Consider the following 17232-nt stretch of genomic DNA (forward strand, 5'->3'; position numbering starts at 1 on the left):
GGCGTCTCGGTTGTCTTGGTGGTCTCGGGGGTCTTGGTGGTTTCGGGGGCCTTGGGGACCTCCGGTGTCTTCGGCGTCCTGGGGATCTCCGGCGGCTCCAGGGCCTTGGGCGGCGCGCCGCCCGCCGGTCCGGTCGCGGGCGGAGCCTGCGCCGCGGCGGCGTCAGAGGGCGGCATGGTCGGTCTCCGGGGTTCGGGCGCGCACGGCGGCGATCTGTGCGGCGTAGGTGTCCAGGCCCTCGGCGCCGCTGCCGGGCAAGCCGGTCAGACGCGGCAGCAGGTCGCCGAAGGCGTTGACCTCGCCGACCGCGAACCGCCGCCAGCCGATGGCGGGGAGTACGTCGACACCGACGCACAGGGTGCGCGGGAAGCAGGCGGCGGCCCGCTCAGCGGTCTCCAGCGCCTGCTGCCAGCGCAGGCCCGCCGCCTCGATGGCGGCGCCGAGGTCGCCGCGCGCGCCGCCGAGGTGGAGATTGGTGAGCGGCGACCTGCTGGTGCGGACCACGGCGTGTGTGGCGCGGCCGTCGATGACGACGACGCGCAGGTCGGCGACGCGGCCGTGCAGCGACGCCTTGGGCAGCCAGCGCTCGATGTGCAGACCGTCCGGGGCGAGCGCGTCCACCAGCGCCGCGATCTCCTGTTCGCGGGTGACCCGGCGCACCCGCAGCGAATTGTGCAGCTTCCCGTCGCAGGATTCGACGGAGGTGGTCGCCTGGACGCGCCCGCCGCCCGCGGTCTCGACGGCGAGCACTCCGGACGCCGAGGAGCCGTGCGCGAGCTTGACGAAGGCACGTGGCATGGCGTGATCGCGCATCAGGTCCCGCACATCGGCCCAGCCGCGCACGGCGGGCGCGTCCGGGCCCGAGGTCGGCGAGGCGGGGACGGGCACGTCCGCGGCGGCCAGCGCCGCGTGGCAGCGCCGCTTGTCGAACAGCACCGCCAGTTCGTCCGGGTCGTCCAGCCGCCGCCCGCCCTCCAGCGTGCGGACGGCGGCGGTGAAGCGGGCGTACCAGCGGGCGCTGCCCTCGACCCGGGTGGGATCGTCGACGTCCCGCAGTGCGCGGTCGACCTCGGCGTCCTCCCCGGGCGAGTCCAGCCGTACGACCTCGTCGGGGGCGAAGGCCGCACCGCCGTCGCGCAGCACGTCCCGCCAGGGCACGACGCGGGGCGCGGGCAGTCCGGCGGTGACCGCGGCCCGGGTGAACAGGCCCACCCGCCGGTTGTCCGGATTCCCGACGACCGCCAGTCGCAGTTCGTCCCTCACGTCCCCATCCCCTCTCCCCCGGCCGGCCCCGGCCGCCCGCTCTTTCGGCCGCGGTTACTCGCCGACGGCGACGAACCGCCAGACGGTGGCGTCCTCGTCGTCGTCATCGGTTTCCTCGTCCGCGTCGTCCCGGTCGAGGTCCAGCCGGACGCCCGCCGGCTCCAGCGCTTCCTTCAGCCGCTCCCTGACGGGCTCCGTCAGGTAGTTGTGGTGCAGGTCGAGGGAGGCCAGGTGGGTGAGCGGCTGGCCGGCGAGCAGCGCGGTGGCGCCCTCGTCGGTCAGTACGCCCATCGACAGGTCGAGGCTCTCCAGCCGGGCCACGACGGGTGCGGAGGCGACGGCGGCGGCGATCTCGTCCTGGATCTCGCTGTTGCGCAGGGCCAGCGAGCGCAGGCTCGGCAGCCGGGTGCCGGCGAGGAACGGCGCGAGGTCACCGATCTCGCTGTCCCCGCCGTATTCGGAGGTGCCGAGCCACAGGTCGAGGTGGACCAGGGCGGGGAAGTCGCCGCCGGCGATGCCGCGGACGGCCTGCGCGGGCATGCCGCCGGTCTCGACGGTGAGGGACCGCAGGCGCGCGTGGGTGACGGCGGGGAACACCAGGTCCTGGCCGCCGCGCACACCGAACGACTCCAGCTCCGGGAAGTTGTCCAGGAGCGGGCTGACATCGCCCTGGTTGATCCAGGAGATCTCGCACTCCTCCATCACGATGTCGCCGAGGAACAGTGCCCGTAGAGCGGGCAGCCGGTCCTTGGCCGCGACGATCGCGGCGATCACCGGCTCGGGGCCGCTGTCATAGGCGTCGCTCCACGAACCGACGATGATCGCGCGCACCCGCGAGAGGTCGACGGCCTGCGTGAAGCGGGCGAAGGCGTCCTCCCAATTCTCGTCGCTGTCGTAGGAGTCGACGGCGATCCGCCAGGCGACGGCATCCGCTTCCGGCAGTTCGGGACTCTTGTCCTTGCTGCCGGACCGGGGGAAATCGAAGGCGGGAAGCCCGTGCAGCTCCCGCAGATGGTTCCCGATGGTCATGTCCGCCTGCTCCTGACGCTCGACGTTCGACGGTCGTACGGGTTCGGCCGCGCCGATCACCCGGCCGATGTGTGAGCAAGTTCTACCAAGCCGGGGTGACAACGCCTGCGGCCGGGCCGATTCGGGGGCGTTGTCGGACCCCCCGCCTACTGTCGGTGTCGACGCGGAGCACGGAGCGCCGCGGGGAGGGAGTGCCGTGTACCGGCAGGGAGATGTGCTGATCGCGCCGACCGAGGAGTCGCGACTGCCGCCGCGTATCGACGACGCGCCGCAGGAGCCGCGGGACCCGCGCGGCAGGCTCGTGCTCGCGCTCGGCGAGGTGACCGGGCACGCGCACGCCGTCGTGGGCCCTGGCCGGCTGTTCAGTCCGGCCACGCCCTTCGCGCCGATGCTGCTGCATCTGCCGGACGGCGGGCGGGTGGTGCACGAGGAGCACGCGGCGATATCGCTGCCGAAGGGCTGGTACCGGGTGGTGCGGCAGCGGGAGTACGTGCCGGGTTCGGTCCGGGTGGTGGCCGACTGACGGTCGGTCGGCGATGCGGCGGTGCAGACGGAGCGAGGAGCGGATTTCATGGGAGGGGACGGCATGACGACCGTCGAGCAGTGGAGGCAGGCGGCCGTGGCGACCGGTCCGGCGGACCGGGCGGCGGCCGAGGCGGGCGTGCGGCTGGCGTATCGCAGGGCGGGCCTCGCGGAGCCGTTGCGGATCCACTGGGCGGGCTCGCCGCGGGCGGCGGTGGCGATGCTGCGCGCCGAGGCGGCGCTCCAGGGGCCGTGGGGCCGGGGCCGCAGTGTGCGGGACGCGATACGCGGCCGTCCGTGGGCCGACGAGCGGTCCCGGCTGCACACCGAACTCGGCCCCGCCGGCTGGGGCGAGCGGTGGAGCGCGACGGGCGCCCGGCTGTGGGACGGCGCGCAGGCGCTCGCGGCCAGGATCCGCACGGGCGTCGTCGAGGAGTTGGCGCCCGGCCGCAAGGAGGAGTCCGAGCTGCGGCTGCTGCTGCTCGACGCGGTGCTCGGTCAGCACGAGGCGGCCTGGCTGTGCGCGTTCGACACCGAGCCGGGCACACCGCTCGACGGGCTTGCCGCGGTGGCGCGTTCGGCCGGCTGGTGGTGGCCGTACGAGCGGGTGGCGATCGTCTGCGAGCGCCCGGCCGAGCTGTACCGGGACGAGGCGGGCCGCCTGGACCGGGCGGACGGTCCCGCGCTGGCCTTCCCCGACGGCTTCGCGCTGTACGCCTGGCGCGGCATGCCCGTCCCTGCCGACTTCCTGCGCGAACTGACCGCGCTCACCCCGGAGCGGATACGCGCCGAGGAGAACGCGGAGCTGCGCCGCGTCATGCTGGAGCACTACGGCTACGACCGCTATCTCGACGAGTCCGGTGCCGTGCCCGTGCACCGGGACGAGACGGGTGTGCTGTGGCGGATCGCGCTCGACGGCGACGAGGACGTGGTGATGGTGGAGGTGGTCAATTCGACCCCGGAGCCCGACGGCACGAGCCGTACGTACTGGCTGCGGGTGCCGCCCGCGACCAGGACGGCGAAGGAGGGCGTCGCCTGGACGTTCGGGCTGACGGCGGAGACGTACGAGCCGGTGCGCCAGACCTGAGACGGCATCCGTCCGCTGTGCGGCGCCGCGGTCCGCGGGTCAGGCGCGCTGCCTGATCCGGGACAGCTCGCCGGCCAGCGCGTCCCGGATCTCCCGGTTGTCGCGCGGAGCGTGTTCTCTGGCCACGGCGACGAACGCGAGGACGTCCGCGGCGTCCAGTTCGAGCTCCGCGATGTCGCCCGGCCGGCCGAGCCGCAGCAGCAGCCGCGCGTCGGTGCCCGCCACGGGCGCGACCCGGACGTCGCCGATACCGGCGGCGCCGGTCAGTCCGCGCGAGAGCAGTTCCCAGGCGAACACCCAGGTGGCCGCGTCGGGGCGGCCGAGACCGAAGGTGACCCGCACGGCCAGGCAGTCCTTGGGGTCGTAGACCATCAGGGCGGGCAGGCGCAGTCGGCGGCCGCCGGGGAGCAGCATGGTCGCCGTCACCGTACGGCGGCAGGAGTCGGGCATGGTGTCTCATCTCTCCCAGTGGCGGGCCGCGGCCGGCAGTGGCGCTCTCCGTCCGGGGTCACCGTCCGCACCACCTCGTGTGTCCGTCTGCCCCGGCACGCAGCTCACAGACCTGCGGGGCCCGGACCCGCCCGCTCGGCCGTTCAGCGGCACCGTTCGGCGGTAGCGGTGCACCGGTCGGGCATGGCTCCGGCCGGGACGGGAATCCGCAGAGCATGGCACTCCTCAGAAGAATCGCCCGGCCGATGCTCGCCTCGATGTTCCTCAGCGGGGGCTGGTCCACGCTGCGGGATCCCGCCGCGGTGGCGGACACGGCGGCGCCCGTGGCGACGCCCATCGCCGAACGGATCAAGGGGCTCCCGAAGGATCCCGAGCAGCTCGTCAGGATCAACGGCGCCGTGCAGGTGGGCGCCGGTGTCCTGCTCGCGCTCGGCCGGGCGCCGCGGCCGGCCGCGCTCCTGCTGGCGGGCACACTCGTGCCGACCACGCTCGCGGCGCACCCGTACTGGACGGTGGAGGATCCGGCCGAGCGGGCCCGGCAGCGGATCCACTTCTTCAAGAATCTGTCGATGCTCGGCGGGCTGCTGATCGCGGCTGCCGACACGCACGGCAAGCCGTCGCTGGCCTACCGCACCCGGAGCGGCACCCTGCACGCCACCGCCTCGGTCGCGGACCACGCGCACCGGGCGGCGGCCGTGACGGAGAACGCGGCGGAGTCCGTACGCGACCGGCTGCGCGTCGGCGCCTGAGCGGCGCTCTCACCGACGTCGCCTTTGCCGACGTCTCCGTCATCGGGGGTGGGCCGCCGGACCATGGGTCGGGCCGCCCACCCCCGCCGGTTCAGCTGCTCCGGTCGGTGTGCCGGTACCCGAAGGGGCCGGGCAGATCGGCGGACGTGGTGCGGCGACCTGTCGTCGACCACGTACGGTGCGCACCCTTGCGACCGAGCGTGATCGACAGGGACTTCCGGTTCACGTTGAGGCGGACGCCGGGAAAGATGTGGAACGACTTACGGAACGTCATGGGCATGATGTCCTCCAGGGGTTGGCCTGTCGGCACGTCTGCCCCCTCGGCGCGCCATCACGGCAGCCTTTTCGAACGCGCGCACCTTTCCTCTCCCCACCGGGCGGCCGTCTCCCGGCAACACGCTTCAGGTCCGGCCGACCGGGCAGCCGACGGTCATGGTCACGCTCGGTGTGGAAGAGGAGTTCTTTCTCCTCGATCCGGAGACAGGTCTGCCCGTGCCGCGGGTGGACGACGTACGGGCCGCGGCGGGTCTGCAGCCCGCCGCGGAGAGCCGCGAGGTGCAGGAGGAGCTGCTCCAGGCACAGATCGAGGTGGCGACACCGGTCTGTTCCGATCTGGACGAGGTCGCCGGACACCTGCTGCGGCTGCGGCACGCGGTGAGCATCGCCGCTGAGGAGTCCGGCTGCCGGCTCGCCGCCGTGGGGGCGGCGCCGCTCGCGGCGACCGAGCCGGTACCGGTGGCGCGGGCGGAACGGGCGGGTGCCACCAGATCGCGGGCCGCCCGGCTGGCCGACGAGCAGTTGATCAACGGCATGCACGTACACGTCGGTGTGCCCGACCGTCCCACCGGTGTCGCGGTGCTGAACCGGATCCGGCCCTGGCTGCCCGTGCTGGTGGCGATGGCGGGCAATTCACCGGTGTGGCAGGGTGAGGACACCGGCTTCGCGAGCTGGCGCACGATTGTCTTCGACCGCTGGCCGGTGAGCGGCCCGCCGCCGGTGTTCGCGGGCCCCGCGGACTACGACACCCGGATCCGTACGCTGGTCGAATCCGGTACGGTGCTGGACCGCGGCCAGGTGTACTGGCAGGCGAGGCTGTCCGACCGCTATCCCACCGTCGAAGTGCGGGCGCTCGACGTGCAGTTGCGCACGGACGAGGCCGCGCTCTTCGCGGGCCTGGTCCGCGCTCTGGTGGCGACGGCGCTGCGCGAGCACGCGGCCTCGGTCCCGTTCGAGAGCAGGCCGCAGGAATTGGTGCACGCCGCCACCTGGCATGCGGCCCGGTACGGACTGACCGGTGATCTGGTGGATCCCGATGGCCGCCGGCGGCCGGCCGGTGAGGTCGTGTCGGGCCTCGTCGACCATCTGACGCCGGCACTGGACTCGGCGGGCGACACCCGCCAGGTCATGGCGCTGGTCCACCGTCTGCTGGCCGAGGGCACCCCGGCCGAGCGGCAGCGAAACGCGTTCACCGCCAAGGGGATGCCCGGCCTGCTGGACCTCATCACCGCGGAGACCGTGGCCGTCTAGCGTCCGGGCCCGCCCGGCCGCGTGCCTCTGGATCGCATCGCGAGGCGGGGCGGGCTTCGGCGGGCGGTTCGATGTCGCGTGGCCGCGCAGCGCGTGGCCTCACGCCCCGTCACATCGCATGCGTGTTCGCGGCGGTCAGGGGCAAACGACCGTCGAGACCGCACGTGGGAGGCCACGTACGACAGGAAGGGACGTCATGGAGATCTCCGGAATCATCAGTGCCATCATCATCGGCCTCGTCATCGGCGTGCTGGGACGGCTCGTCGTGCCCGGCCGCCAGCACATCGGTGTCATCTGGACGATCCTGATCGGCATCGTGGCGGCCTTCATCGGGGCGGCGATCGCCGCAGGTCTCGATGTGAAGGACACCAACGGCGTGGACTGGATCGAGTGGCTGATCCAGATCGGTCTGGCGGCCATCGGCATCGCGGCTCTCGACCGGCGTGCCCCGCGCCGCCGCTGACCTCAACACGCTGGACACGGGCCCCGGGGCCGGCACGACGCTAGGAGCACGATGTTCGGATCCACCGCCCGCCGGATACGGCGCTGCGCACGCGACGTATTCGGCTGGCCGGAGCTGCGGGCACCGCAGTCGACGGCGATGAAGGCGGTGATGCGGCGCAAGGACATGATCGTCGTGATGCCGACGGGCGCCGGGAAATCGGCGGTGTACCAGGTGCCCGGGGTGCTGCTGAAGGGGCCGACGGTGGTGGTCTCCCCGCTGATCGCGCTCCAGCGCGACCAGGTCGAGGGGCTGCGCAAACGGGGCCTCGGCGCCGCCGCGATCAACTCCGGGCAGCGTGACGCCGACAACGCGAGCGCCTGGGAACGGCTGGAGAGCGGGAACCTCGACTTCGTCTTCCTCGCGCCGGAGCAACTGGCCCGCGAGGACGTCGTACGGCGGCTCGCGCGGGCCCGGCCCGCGCTGTTCGTGGTGGACGAGGCGCACTGCGTCTCCACCTGGGGCCACGACTTCCGGCCCGACTATCTGCGGCTCGGCGGCGTACGGGACCGGATCGGCCGCCCGCCGGTGCTGGCGCTGACCGCGAGCGCGGCGGCGCCGGTGCGCGCGGAGATCCTGCGGCTGCTGGGCATGCGGCGTGCCCGGCAGATCGTCGCCGGTTTCGACCGGCCCAACATCCTTCTCGCGGCCGGGTACTTCCACGAGGAGAAGGCCAAGCGGCGCGCGGTGCTGGAACGCGTCGCCGCCGAGGACGGCGCGGGCATCGTCTATACCGCGACCCGCCGCGAATCCGAGTCCTACGCTGCCGAACTGGGCGCGGCGGGGGTCTCCGCCGCCGCGTATCACGCCGGGCTGCGGTCGGCGGAGCGCACACAGGTACAGGACAGCTTTCTGCGCGGGGACCTGCGGGTGGTCGTGGCCACCTCCGCCTTTGGCATGGGCATCGACAAACCCGATGTGCGGTTCGTGGTGCACGCCTCGGTCCCCGGGTCGCTCGACGCGTATTACCAGGAGATCGGCCGGGCGGGCCGCGACGGTGCGCCGGCCCGGGCCTTCCTCGCCTACCGACCGCAGGATCTGGGGCTGCGGAAATTCTTCTCCTCGGGCCGCCCGGACGCCGACGCGCTCGGCGCCGTCCTGGAGCGGCTGGCCGCGCCGGGCGGGCCGCTGCCGGCGGCGGTGCTGCGCGCGGACACCGGTCTGACGGCCGGCCGGCTGACCGCGGTCCTCAATCTGCTGGAGCACGCGGACGCGGTCCGCACGGCCGCGGACGGCGAGGACGGTAAAGGGGGCAAGGGCGGTAAAGGCGGCACGGTGTCGCTCGCGCCCGGGTGCGAGAGCGCCGAACAGCGGCGGGCGGCGGTGGCCAGGGCCCTGGAAGCGGCGGACGGCCGCCGCCAGCTGGAGCAGTCCAGGGTCGACATGATGCGGGGCTTCGCCGAGAACGACGGGTGCCGCCGCGCCTATCTGCTGGGCTATTTCGGCGAGGCCCATCCCGGCCGGTGCGGCGCCTGCGACCACTGCGGCGGGTCGGCCGACGGGCCCACGACCGGGACGTCGCCGGCCGCGGCGCCGGCGGCCGGGCGCGGGAGGCGCGCGCGGGGTGCGGACGGCCCGGGCGGGCGGTACGCGCCAGGTGTCCGGGTGCGGCACGCCAAGTGGGGACACGGCGAGGTGATGGGGGTGGCCGACGACACCGTGACAGTGCTCTTCGAGTCGGCCGGTTATCGGACCTTGTCGCTGTCCGTCGTCCTGGAGCGCGAACTCCTGACACCGGTCAGCGGGCGGGGCGCGTGACGGACCGCTCCCGGGCCCGGGATTCGGCGGGTCCCCCGCTCGTCGCGTCGGCCCGGGCGGCAGCCGCCTGACGGCGAGACCTCCGACGTTTCAGCGAGCGGCGCTCCTCCTCGCTGGCACCGCCCCACACGCCCGCGCTCTCCCCGATGTCGAGCGCGTACTCCAGGCACACCTCGCGCACCGGGCAGCCCGCGCAGATCCGTTGGGCCTTTTGCACCTGGAGTTTCGCCGGTCCCGCGGTGCCGACCGGGAAGAAGAGTTCGGGGTCCACGGTGCGGCACGCGGCATGGTCCTGCCAGCTCACGGAGCACTGCCTTTCGTCGGGTACGAGGTGCGGAACGCGCCCTCGTACAGCGGACATTGCTGTTCGCCTGCCCCGGTGACCGGCGCTCAACGTGAGGGATTTGTGACGGCCGCACCGCCGGGCGGCGGAAGCGGCGGGCCGGCGCCGCCGGTCGGGCGACTCCCGGTCGCCCGCGGCCGGATCGGGGGTAGGCGGTAACAGGGAGGCCGTACGGTCTCCCCGCCGGCCGGGCGGACCGGCCGACCGGGCCGGCACCGGTGCGTACGCCGAAGGAGCGACCACGATGGTGAGAAGCGACCGCAGACCGGGCCGCGGGCCGGTGTCACCGCGCACCGCGCGCTCCGCGTGGGGCCTGTACCGCGAGACCCGCCGCCCCGGCGAACCGGGCCTGTTCCGGCGGCTGATCGCCGCGCCGCGTCTGGTGAGCGCTGTGCTGCGGCACCGCTATCCGGGCCTGTCGCGCGGCAAGTTGCTGGGCTTCGCGCTGCTGGCGGCGGTCTATGTGGTCTCGCCGCTGGACGCGATCCCGGATGTCATCCCGGTGCTCGGCTGGACGGACGACTCGGCGGTGCTGCTGTGGTTCGTCACCGGTCTGGTCCGCGAGTCGGGCCGCTTCGTGAGCTGGGAGGCCGGTGGCCGGCCGGGCGGCGCCGAACTGCCGCGCAAGGGCAGGACCGCGTGAAAGCAGGACCGCGTGAGGACGGGACCGCGTGAGAACCGCCGCGGCCCGGGGCGCGGTGATCGCGCCCCGGGCCGCGGCCGACCGCCTCGCTACTGAATGCCGGCGTCCTTGCACGCCTGGGCGAACTCGACCGTGCAGATCTGCGTGATCGTGTACATCTCGTCCTTGATGACCGTGTCCTTGATGTTGGTCTTGGTGACCGAGACGGCGTCCAGCAGCTTCGCCGGTATGTCCTGGCCGGAGCCGCTCTTCGCGACACCGTCCGCGACCGACTTGAAGTCCTTGCCGTTGAGCAGGTCGACGGCGATCTCCGCGGTCGCGTCCGCCTCCGGCTTGTACGCCTTGTAGACGGTGCTGGACTGAGTGCCCGCCAGAATCCGCTGGACGGCGGCGAGTTCGGCGTCCTGGCCGGTGAGCGGCGGGTTGATGCCGGCGCCCTTGAGGGCGGTGGCGATACCGCCGGCCATGCCGTCGTTGGCGGAGTAGACACCGGCGATGTTCTTTGCGCCGAGGGAGGTGATCGCCGCGGTGACCTTCTGGTTGGCGACGGTGTCCTTCCACAGACCCGACTGCTCGTAGGCGATGTTCACCTTGCCGTCGAGGATCTTGTGGGCGCCTTCCTTGAAAGAGGCGGCGTTCGGGTCGGCCGGGTCCCCATTGATCATGACGATCTTCGAGGAGGGCACGGCCTTGGGCCCCATGGCGTCCAGCAGCGCCTGGCCCTGGAGTTCGCCGACCTTCTCGTTGTCGTAGGAGACGTACGCCGAGACCGGGCCCTGCGCGAGGCGGTCGTACGCGACGACCTTGATGCCCTTGTCGACTGCCGCCTGGACCGAGGACCGGATGCCCACCGAGTCCTGCGCGTCCAGGATCAGCACCTTGACGCCCTTGGCGATCATGCTGCTGACCTGCTGCGCCTGCTTCTGCGGGTCGGCCGCCGCATTGTCATAGCTGACGGTGCAGTCCGCGCACAGCTCCTTGATCTTCGCCTCGATCAGGGGTCGGTCGAATTTCGCGTACCGGGTCGTCACGGTGTCGGGCAGCAGCAGACCGATCGACTTGTCCTTGTTGCCGCCGCCGGACTTGCTGTCATCGGTCTTGCCGCACGCGGCCATGGTCAGCGCGAGCGAAACGGCGGCGGTCCCGACGACGAGCCGTCGCGTCATTGCCTTCATGCGCGGGTGCCCCTCCCTGACTGGGCCGCTACACCGCGACCCGAGTGCGGGAGAGTCAACTCGTGTGACGCTCCGTACGTCAAGAAGTAAACATCGGATCGATCTGTTGAATCGATATCAGGCCGCGCCTGCGTCGCCCCACGAGTTATCGCCTACAACAAATGAATTCCAACTCGGTCATGTCAGGCATTGCGCCTTCATCGGTGAGATCCGCGCATTTCCGTGCGCCGCCGCCGAGCCGTCCGCCGAGCCGTCAGAGACGACGCCAGCGGGCGGAGGCGAAGGAGAAGACGCCGACACCGGAGAAGATCGCGCCCCGCGCGAGGCCGCCCGCGGCGCCGGAGGCGGTAACGGCGGTCCGGGTGCGCCGGCCCATCCGCCCGGTCTCCAGCTTCTTCAGGAACTTGCGCCGGGCCGCGCGGATCGCGAGGACGACACCCACGACGATGATCACGCAGCCCGCGATGCCCACCAGCCAGCGCCCGCCGGGCAGTTTCAGGGCCGACGCCGTCCAGTCCTTGGACTTCCGGTCGCTGCCGTCGGAACCGCCCGATCCCGCGGCGTAGGTCGCGGTGCCCCAGCAGACGAAGCCGTAGAAGACCGCGCGGCCGGCGTTCATCAGCCGCGATCCGGCCTCCTTCGTCCCGTCCTTGCCGCTCGTGCTCGCGTCCCCCGCGCCGATCACGGCCTGGGCGCCGCGCCACAGCGTCATGCAGGCGAAGCCCGCGGCCAGCACCCAGAGCAGGACGTGGCCGAAGGGCTGCGCCGCGATCTGGTGGAGTGCGCCCTGCCGGTCGGCCTGGTGTCCGCCGTCGCCCAGTGCGACCTGGACCGCGAGGACTCCGACGAGGACATAGACGACGCCCCGCGCGGTGTAGCCGGCGCGGCCCGCCGAGGTCAGCGCGTCCCGCCGGGACCGCTTTCCCGCCCCGCGGCCCGACCACCGGCCGCCTCGCACTGATGACGCCATGACGTCCCCGCCTCCCCACTTCCCGAGTGCCGTCAGGCGCGGGGCGCGCCTCCGGGACGGTCGTCTGCCCCGCCACGCACCGACGGCTCCGGGCACCTCACGGGCTCTCGCGCAGACACTTGCGCGGGCTCTCGCGCGGGCACTTGCGAGGTGTCTCACGAATATGCGCGCACACGAATGCGGCCCGTTTATCGAACGGCGCCGGAAGTGGCCGGCGACACGCGTATTCCCCTGCCCGCACCGCGTGTTACACAAAGCGTCATCGCGTGAAATCCGGAATTCACACGCAGGCAAGTTTCAGCTGGTCCCATCGCGGCTAATCCGCTGGTCAACAGGCTTTTTCGACGTCCCGCAACTGCGGGACCTGCGATGGGTGCGCGTCATGAACGAACTGCGTGTGCTGTCGATCTACGAAGGTTTCTTTTCCGGCGGTGCGAGGATTCTGCACAGCGACGTCGTCCGCGGTCTCGGTGGCGGCACACAACGGCATGCGGTGCTCAGCATCGAGGGCGAGATGCACCGCGAGGCGACGCGGCAGCCGATGTCCGAGGACGCCTGCTACCGGGCGCTGACGGCGGCCGGCGTGCCGGTGTCCGCGCTCCGCCCCGGCGGCGGGCCCGGCGCTTCCGCGGCCTTCACCCGCCGCGAACTGGCGGCCACCGCCAGGGCGACGGCGGCGGCCGATGTGATCCTGTCGCTCAAGGAACAGCCGCTCGCGCTGCTCAATCAGGCCGGTCTGCCGTACCGGCCGGTGGTGGTGTGCCTGCACAGGTCGGATCCGGAGAATCAGGGCCCGGCATTGGACGCGCTGCGCGCCGCGGTGGCCTCGGGCCGGGTGCGGGCCTGCGTGTGCTGTGCGGAATCGACCAGGGCCGCGTATGTGGCGGCGGGGATCCCGGCGGAGCTGACGCACGTCATTCCCAACGGCGTCGATCTGCTGCGCTTCCGTCCGGACGCCGACGCGCGTGCCGCGGTCCGCGCCTCGCTGGGGATCCCGGCCGCCGCGCCTGTCACGGTCTTCGCGGCCCGCTACGCCGGGATGAAGAATGTGCCGCTGTTCCTGCGCGCGGCCAGGATCTTCCTCGACCGTGATCCGGACGCGCGCGTCCTGATGTGCGGCGCCGGGATGACCGCGGCCAATCCGGAGCTGGCGGCGGATCTCTCGGCCGCCTTCGCCGGCGCGCCCGGCCTGCTGCGGCGGCTGTCGCTGCTGGGGGTGCGGCACGACATGGAGGCGGTGTACGCGGCGGCCGACGTGGTGGCGCTGACCTCGTCCTCGGGCGAGGCGGCGCCGCTGTGCCTGATCGAGGGCATGATGTGCGGCGCGGTGCCGGTGGCCACCGATGTGGGCGACTGCGCCGACCTGGTCGCGGGCCACGGCTTCCTCACCCCGGCCGAGCCCGGGCCGATCGCGCTGGCCTGGTCGCGGGCGGCGGCCCGCGCCGCCGACTTCGCGCCCGCCCTGGCCGCCGCCCGCGAGCGGTTCAGCCAGACCCGGATGATCGCCGCGTACGGAGCGGTGATCGAGCAGGTGCACCGGGACGCGGCGCGTCCGGCCCGCCCCGCCCGCGGCGGCAGGACGCGCGGCCGCGGTACGGCGCCGGCCCGCCACCCCGCCTGAGCCCGTGCCTGTGCCTGTGCCCGCGGCGGGCGTCGTACGCGTCGGCGCCCGCGGTCAGTCGGCGAAATACGCGTCGCGGTAGGAGAGGAAGACGCCGCCGGGTCCGTCCACCGACTCGGCGGTGAGGACGGCGTGCAGGACGGCCCGGGCGAGCACGTCGGCGCCGGCCGCGAGGACGGCGTTGACCGCTCCCGCTTCGATGTGCGCGCCGAACGCGGGATCGGTGTCGGTGGTGTCCGGCTCCGGCGGGACCAGCGGGCGGCGCCCGGTGGCCATGGCGAAGACGGTGTCGCCGTCGGAGAGGGAGTGGGCGGGGCGGACGGCGCGGGCGAGTCCGTCGTGCGCGGTGCCGGCCAGCTTCTGCGCCTGCGGCCGGGTCAGGGCCGCGTCGGTGGCGACCACGGCGAGCGTCGTGTTGAGGGGTCGCGTCCGCCGGGCCCGGCTTGCGGCGGACGCGTCCTCGATACGGCGCCGGGCCCGCTCCAGCCGGTCGGCGGGTACGGGCGGACCGTACGGGCCGAATTCGGCGGACGGCCCGGGCGCGGCGCCCCACAGCGCTCCCGTGTCCGGGTCGACCACGGAACCGGCCGCGTTGACCACCGCGAGGGCGGCGACGGTCACGCCGGACTCCAGCACCGTACTGGCCGTCCCCACACCGCCCTTGAGACCGCCGGCCAGCGCGCCCGTACCGGCTCCGACGCATCCCTGCCCGACCGGCGCGCCCTCGGGGGTCGCCGCCGCGGCCCGTACGGCGGCGAGACCGATGTCGGGGCCCGGGCGCGCCGTCCACGAGCCGCCGCGGCCGAGGTCGAAAAGAGCCGCGGCGGGCACCACAGGCACCACCTGTCCCGGGCCGCCGACCTGGAAGCCGCGGCCCTGCTCCTCGAGCCAGCCGACCACCCCGGACGCCGCGTCGAGCCCGAAGGCGCTGCCGCCGGTGAGCACCACCGCGTCGATGCGGGGCACGAGATTGCGCGGGTCGAGCGCGTCGGTCTCACGGGTGCCGGGGCCGCCGCCGCGGACGTCGACCGCGGTGACCGCGCCGCCCTCGGGTGCCAGCACGACCGTCGTGCCGCTGAGCCAGCCGTCGCCGGCGCGCTGGGCGTGCCCGACGCGCAGTCCGGCGACGTCGGTGAGTGCGTTGCGCGGTCCTGGCCGGGCGCCGGCCGCTTTGTCGCTGCTCATGGGGTCTCCGTCCCGTCGGCACGATCATGCCCGCCGGCCGGACCCGGCGACAGCCGGGGACCCGTGGTGTGCTCCGGCGCGTGTCAGGTCGCGCCGGAGCAAGGGGTATCCCATCAGACGGTCCATGGAAATTTCAATGCTTTCGCCGCAAAAAATGGACCGATCGACGAAACTCAGTGGCTCAGGTGCGCTCGCCGGATCCGCCCCGCGCACCCCGCCCGCCCCGGCGTCCGCCGCGCCGCGTCGCGGTGATCGCCCGCCGCAGCCGCCCGCCCGCCTGCCTGCGCGTGCCGATCAGCACGATCATGCTCCGCTCGTGGACCCGGATCCGCCCGCCCGCCTTCACCTCGGACTCGTCGGTGCCGTCCGCTTCCGCGGCGGTGTCCACGGTCACCTGCCACAGGCCACCGTGCTCGCGTTCGGGGAGCACGAAGTCCAGTGGTTCGTAGTGGCTGTTGAGCAGGATCAGGAAGGACTGGTCGGAGATCCGCCGGCCCTGCGGGTCGGCCTCGGTGATCGCGTCGCCGTTCAGCAGCAGCGCCACGGCGTGCGCGTCGCCGCGATGCCAGTTCTCCTCCCGCATCTCGTGGCCGTCCGGCCGGAACCACAGCGCGTCGGCGGCGCCGTTGCCGTCCGGGTCGCCGCGGAAGAACCGTCTGCGGCGAAGCACCGGATGCTCGGCGCGCAGCGCGATCAGTTTGCGGGTGAAGTCGAACAGGTCGCGTTGCCCGGCGTCCAACTCCCAGTCCACCCAGGTGGTTTCGTTGTCCTGGCAGTAGACGTTGTTGTTGCCGTGCTGGGTGCGGCCCATTTCGTCGCCGTGCGCGATCATCGGCACGCCCTGGGAGATCAGCAGGGTGGTGAGCAGATTGCGCTGCTGCCGGGCGCGCAGCGCGAGCACACCGGGGTCGTCGGTGTCGCCCTCGGCGCCGCAGTTCCAGGACCTGTTGTGGCTCTCGCCGTCCTGCCCGCCCTCGCCGTTGGCCTCGTTGTGCTTGTCGTTGTACGAGACCAGGTCGCGCAGCGTGAAGCCGTCGTGGCAGGTGATGAAGTTGATCCCGGCGCGCGGACGGCGGTTGTCGTCCTCGTACAGGTCGGAGGAGCCGGTGAGGCGGGAGGCCAGGGCCGGCAGTGTGCCGTCCGCGCCGCGCCAGAAGTCCCTTACGGTGTCGCGGTATTCGCCGTTCCACTCGCTCCACAGCGGCGGGAAGTTGCCCACCTGATAGCCGCCCTCGCCCAGGTCCCACGGCTCGGCGATCAATTTGACGCGGCTGACGACGGGGTCCTGCTGGACGAGGTCGAAGAAGGACGAGAGCCGGTCCACCTCGTGGAACTGGCGGGCCAGTGTGGCCGCCAGGTCGAAGCGGAAGCCGTCCACGTGCATCTCGGTGACCCAGTAGCGCAGTGAGTCCATGATGAGCTGGAGCACGTGCGGGTGGCGCATCAGCAGGCTGTTGCCGGTGCCGGTGGTGTCGAAGTAGTGCTGCGGGTCGTCGTCGACGAGACGGTAGTAGGAGGCGTTGTCGATGCCGCGGAAGGACAGGGTCGGGCCCATGTGATTGCCCTCGGCGGTGTGGTTGTAGACCACGTCGAGGATCACCTCGATCCCCGCCTTGTGCAGGGCCTTGACCATCTCCTTGAATTCCGTGACCTGTTGACCCCGGGTCCCGGTGGCCGCATAGGCGTTGTGCGGCGCGAAGAAACCGATGGTGTTGTAGCCCCAGTAGTTCGACAGACCCCGGTCCCGCAGGTGCCCGTCCTGGGCGAACTGGTGCACCGGCATCAGCTCGATCGCCGTCACACCGAGCGCCTTCAGATGTTCGACGACCGCCGGGTGGCCGACTCCCGCGTAGGTGCCGCGTATGTGCTCGGGCAGGCCCGGGTGCCGCATCGTCAGGCCCCTGACATGGGCCTCGTAGATCACCGACTCGTGGTACGAGTGCCCCGGCGCGCGGTCGTCGCCCCAGTCGAAGGCCGGGTCGGTCACCACCGACAGCATGGCGTGCCCGAGGCTGTCCAGCGTGTTGCGCTCGTCGGGCGCCCCGAAGCGGTAGCCGAACGCCGACTCGTCACCGTCGACCTGCCCCTCGACGGCCTGCGCGTACGGGTCGAGCAGCAGCTTCGCCGGATTGCAGCGGTGCCCGCGCGCCGGGTCGTACGGGCCGTGCACCCGGTACCCGTAGCGCTGCCCCGGGCCGACATCGGGGAGGTAGGCGTGCCGGACGAAGCCGTCGACCTCGGTGAGGGTCAGCCGCCGTTCCCTTCCGGCGTCGTCGATCAGGCAGAGTTCGACCTTCTCCGCGACCTCGGAGAACAGGGCGAAATTGGTGCCGGAGCCGTCGTAGCTGGCTCCGAGCGGATAGGGACGACCGTTCCACTGCCGCATTCACTGACCCTCTCGGCGTTGC

17 protein-coding genes are annotated in these 17232 nt (G+C 72.6%); 8 read left to right on the top strand and 9 right to left on the bottom strand.

Going from position 1 to position 17232, the window contains the following annotated elements; translation table 11 throughout:
- Positions 1–162: 162 nt before the first annotated feature.
- Positions 163–1263 (bottom strand): STM4014 family protein, encoded by a 1101-nt coding sequence (locus tag BM076_RS18695; RefSeq protein ID WP_093714729.1) that lies wholly within the window; start codon positions 1261–1263, stop codon positions 163–165.
- A 54-nt stretch (positions 1264–1317) separates the two neighbouring features.
- Positions 1318–2292, bottom strand: a complete 975-nt coding sequence (locus tag BM076_RS18700; protein WP_093714730.1) for an STM4015 family protein — start codon at positions 2290–2292, stop codon at positions 1318–1320.
- Positions 2293–2488: 196 nt separating this feature from the next.
- Here BM076_RS18700 and BM076_RS18705 point away from each other — a divergent pair, with 196 nt between their 5' ends.
- Both BM076_RS18705 and BM076_RS18710 read left to right on the top strand, forming a co-directional pair.
- Positions 2489–2815: a hypothetical protein gene (locus BM076_RS18705; protein WP_093714731.1), complete on the top strand. Its 327-nt coding sequence runs from the start codon at positions 2489–2491 to the stop codon at positions 2813–2815.
- Between the two features lie 63 nt (positions 2816–2878).
- A complete protein-coding gene (locus BM076_RS18710) occupies positions 2879–3901 on the top strand; it encodes a DUF6745 domain-containing protein (RefSeq protein WP_093714732.1) in 1023 nt (340 codons plus the stop codon).
- A 39-nt stretch (positions 3902–3940) separates the two neighbouring features.
- On the opposite strand, the gene BM076_RS18715 is transcribed toward BM076_RS18710, so the two are convergent.
- Positions 3941–4351, bottom strand: a complete 411-nt coding sequence (locus tag BM076_RS18715; RefSeq protein ID WP_093714733.1) for an SsgA family sporulation/cell division regulator — start codon at positions 4349–4351, stop codon at positions 3941–3943.
- A gap of 215 nt (positions 4352–4566) precedes the next feature.
- Between BM076_RS18715 and BM076_RS18720 the strand changes: the two genes are divergently transcribed.
- Positions 4567–5100 carry a DoxX family protein gene (locus tag BM076_RS18720; protein WP_093714734.1) on the top strand — a complete coding sequence of 178 codons (534 nt, stop codon included), beginning with the start codon at positions 4567–4569 and terminating at the stop codon, positions 5098–5100.
- Positions 5101–5191: 91 nt separating this feature from the next.
- Here the strand turns inward: BM076_RS18720 and BM076_RS18725 are convergent, their stop codons facing one another.
- A complete protein-coding gene (locus tag BM076_RS18725; RefSeq protein WP_093714735.1) occupies positions 5192–5380 on the bottom strand; it encodes a DUF4236 domain-containing protein in 189 nt (62 codons plus the stop codon).
- Between the two features lie 152 nt (positions 5381–5532).
- Here BM076_RS18725 and BM076_RS18730 point away from each other — a divergent pair, with 152 nt between their 5' ends.
- From BM076_RS18730 to BM076_RS18740, 3 genes are all read left to right on the top strand, one after another.
- Positions 5533–6627, top strand: coding sequence for a carboxylate-amine ligase (locus tag BM076_RS18730; protein ID WP_093714736.1), 1095 nt, complete (start codon positions 5533–5535; stop codon positions 6625–6627).
- Positions 6628–6823: 196 nt separating this feature from the next.
- Positions 6824–7090 (top strand): GlsB/YeaQ/YmgE family stress response membrane protein, encoded by a 267-nt coding sequence (locus tag BM076_RS18735; RefSeq protein ID WP_093714737.1) that lies wholly within the window; start codon positions 6824–6826, stop codon positions 7088–7090.
- Positions 7091–7141: 51 nt separating this feature from the next.
- Entirely contained in the window at positions 7142–8887 is a 1746-nt protein-coding gene (locus BM076_RS18740; RefSeq protein ID WP_093714738.1) for a RecQ family ATP-dependent DNA helicase, read from the top strand.
- Here BM076_RS18740 and BM076_RS18745 read toward each other — a convergent pair.
- Positions 8868–9191: a WhiB family transcriptional regulator gene (locus BM076_RS18745; RefSeq protein ID WP_177246508.1), complete on the bottom strand. Its 324-nt coding sequence runs from the start codon at positions 9189–9191 to the stop codon at positions 8868–8870. The two genes, BM076_RS18740 and BM076_RS18745, sit on opposite strands and share 20 nt — an antisense overlap.
- Positions 9192–9474: 283 nt before the next feature.
- On the opposite strand from BM076_RS18745, the gene BM076_RS18750 reads away from it, so the two are divergent.
- Positions 9475–9873 (top strand): YkvA family protein, encoded by a 399-nt coding sequence (locus BM076_RS18750; protein ID WP_093714740.1) that lies wholly within the window; start codon positions 9475–9477, stop codon positions 9871–9873.
- Between the two features lie 89 nt (positions 9874–9962).
- Here the strand turns inward: BM076_RS18750 and BM076_RS18755 are convergent, their stop codons facing one another.
- Positions 9963–11048 (bottom strand): sugar ABC transporter substrate-binding protein, encoded by a 1086-nt coding sequence (locus BM076_RS18755; RefSeq protein ID WP_093714741.1) that lies wholly within the window; start codon positions 11046–11048, stop codon positions 9963–9965.
- Between the two features lie 253 nt (positions 11049–11301).
- Positions 11302–12018: a DUF1206 domain-containing protein gene (locus BM076_RS18760; protein ID WP_093714742.1), complete on the bottom strand. Its 717-nt coding sequence runs from the start codon at positions 12016–12018 to the stop codon at positions 11302–11304.
- Positions 12019–12400: 382 nt separating this feature from the next.
- Between BM076_RS18760 and BM076_RS18765 the strand changes: the two genes are divergently transcribed.
- Positions 12401–13639 carry a glycosyltransferase gene (locus BM076_RS18765; RefSeq protein WP_322935946.1) on the top strand — a complete coding sequence of 413 codons (1239 nt, stop codon included), beginning with the start codon at positions 12401–12403 and terminating at the stop codon, positions 13637–13639.
- Positions 13640–13693: 54 nt separating this feature from the next.
- Here BM076_RS18765 and BM076_RS18770 read toward each other — a convergent pair whose 3' ends face one another.
- Both BM076_RS18770 and glgX read right to left on the bottom strand, forming a co-directional pair.
- Positions 13694–14824: a P1 family peptidase gene (locus tag BM076_RS18770; protein ID WP_093714743.1), complete on the bottom strand. Its 1131-nt coding sequence runs from the start codon at positions 14822–14824 to the stop codon at positions 13694–13696.
- Between the two features lie 181 nt (positions 14825–15005).
- A complete protein-coding gene (glgX, locus tag BM076_RS18775; RefSeq protein ID WP_093714744.1) occupies positions 15006–17210 on the bottom strand; it encodes a glycogen debranching protein GlgX in 2205 nt (734 codons plus the stop codon).
- Between the last annotated feature and the right edge of the window lie 22 nt (positions 17211–17232).

Source organism: Actinacidiphila alni, from assembly GCF_900112845.1.
In the GTDB taxonomy this organism is placed as follows: Bacteria; Actinomycetota; Actinomycetes; order Streptomycetales; family Streptomycetaceae; genus Actinacidiphila; species Actinacidiphila alni.

What these genes read in the sequence shown, in the direction of transcription:
- BM076_RS18700 (WP_093714730.1), bottom strand. Translation starts at nt 2,292, where the DNA reads ATGACCATCGGGAACCATCTGCGGGAGCTGCACGGGCTTCCCGCCTTC.
- BM076_RS18710 (WP_093714732.1), top strand. Translation starts at nt 2,879, where the DNA reads ATGACGACCGTCGAGCAGTGGAGGCAGGCGGCCGTGGCGACCGGTCCG.
- BM076_RS18715 (WP_093714733.1), bottom strand. Translation starts at nt 4,351, where the DNA reads ATGCCCGACTCCTGCCGCCGTACGGTGACGGCGACCATGCTGCTCCCC.
- BM076_RS18720 (WP_093714734.1), top strand. Translation starts at nt 4,567, where the DNA reads ATGGCACTCCTCAGAAGAATCGCCCGGCCGATGCTCGCCTCGATGTTC.
- BM076_RS18725 (WP_093714735.1), bottom strand. Translation starts at nt 5,380, where the DNA reads ATGCCCATGACGTTCCGTAAGTCGTTCCACATCTTTCCCGGCGTCCGC.
- BM076_RS18730 (WP_093714736.1), top strand. Translation starts at nt 5,533, where the DNA reads ATGGTCACGCTCGGTGTGGAAGAGGAGTTCTTTCTCCTCGATCCGGAG.
- BM076_RS18735 (WP_093714737.1), top strand. Translation starts at nt 6,824, where the DNA reads ATGGAGATCTCCGGAATCATCAGTGCCATCATCATCGGCCTCGTCATC.
- BM076_RS18740 (WP_093714738.1), top strand. Translation starts at nt 7,142, where the DNA reads ATGTTCGGATCCACCGCCCGCCGGATACGGCGCTGCGCACGCGACGTA.
- BM076_RS18750 (WP_093714740.1), top strand. Translation starts at nt 9,475, where the DNA reads ATGGTGAGAAGCGACCGCAGACCGGGCCGCGGGCCGGTGTCACCGCGC.
- BM076_RS18755 (WP_093714741.1), bottom strand. Translation starts at nt 11,048, where the DNA reads ATGAAGGCAATGACGCGACGGCTCGTCGTCGGGACCGCCGCCGTTTCG.
- BM076_RS18760 (WP_093714742.1), bottom strand. Translation starts at nt 12,018, where the DNA reads ATGGCGTCATCAGTGCGAGGCGGCCGGTGGTCGGGCCGCGGGGCGGGA.
- BM076_RS18765 (WP_322935946.1), top strand. Translation starts at nt 12,401, where the DNA reads ATGAACGAACTGCGTGTGCTGTCGATCTACGAAGGTTTCTTTTCCGGC.
- BM076_RS18770 (WP_093714743.1), bottom strand. Translation starts at nt 14,824, where the DNA reads ATGAGCAGCGACAAAGCGGCCGGCGCCCGGCCAGGACCGCGCAACGCA.
- glgX (WP_093714744.1), bottom strand. Translation starts at nt 17,210, where the DNA reads ATGCGGCAGTGGAACGGTCGTCCCTATCCGCTCGGAGCCAGCTACGAC.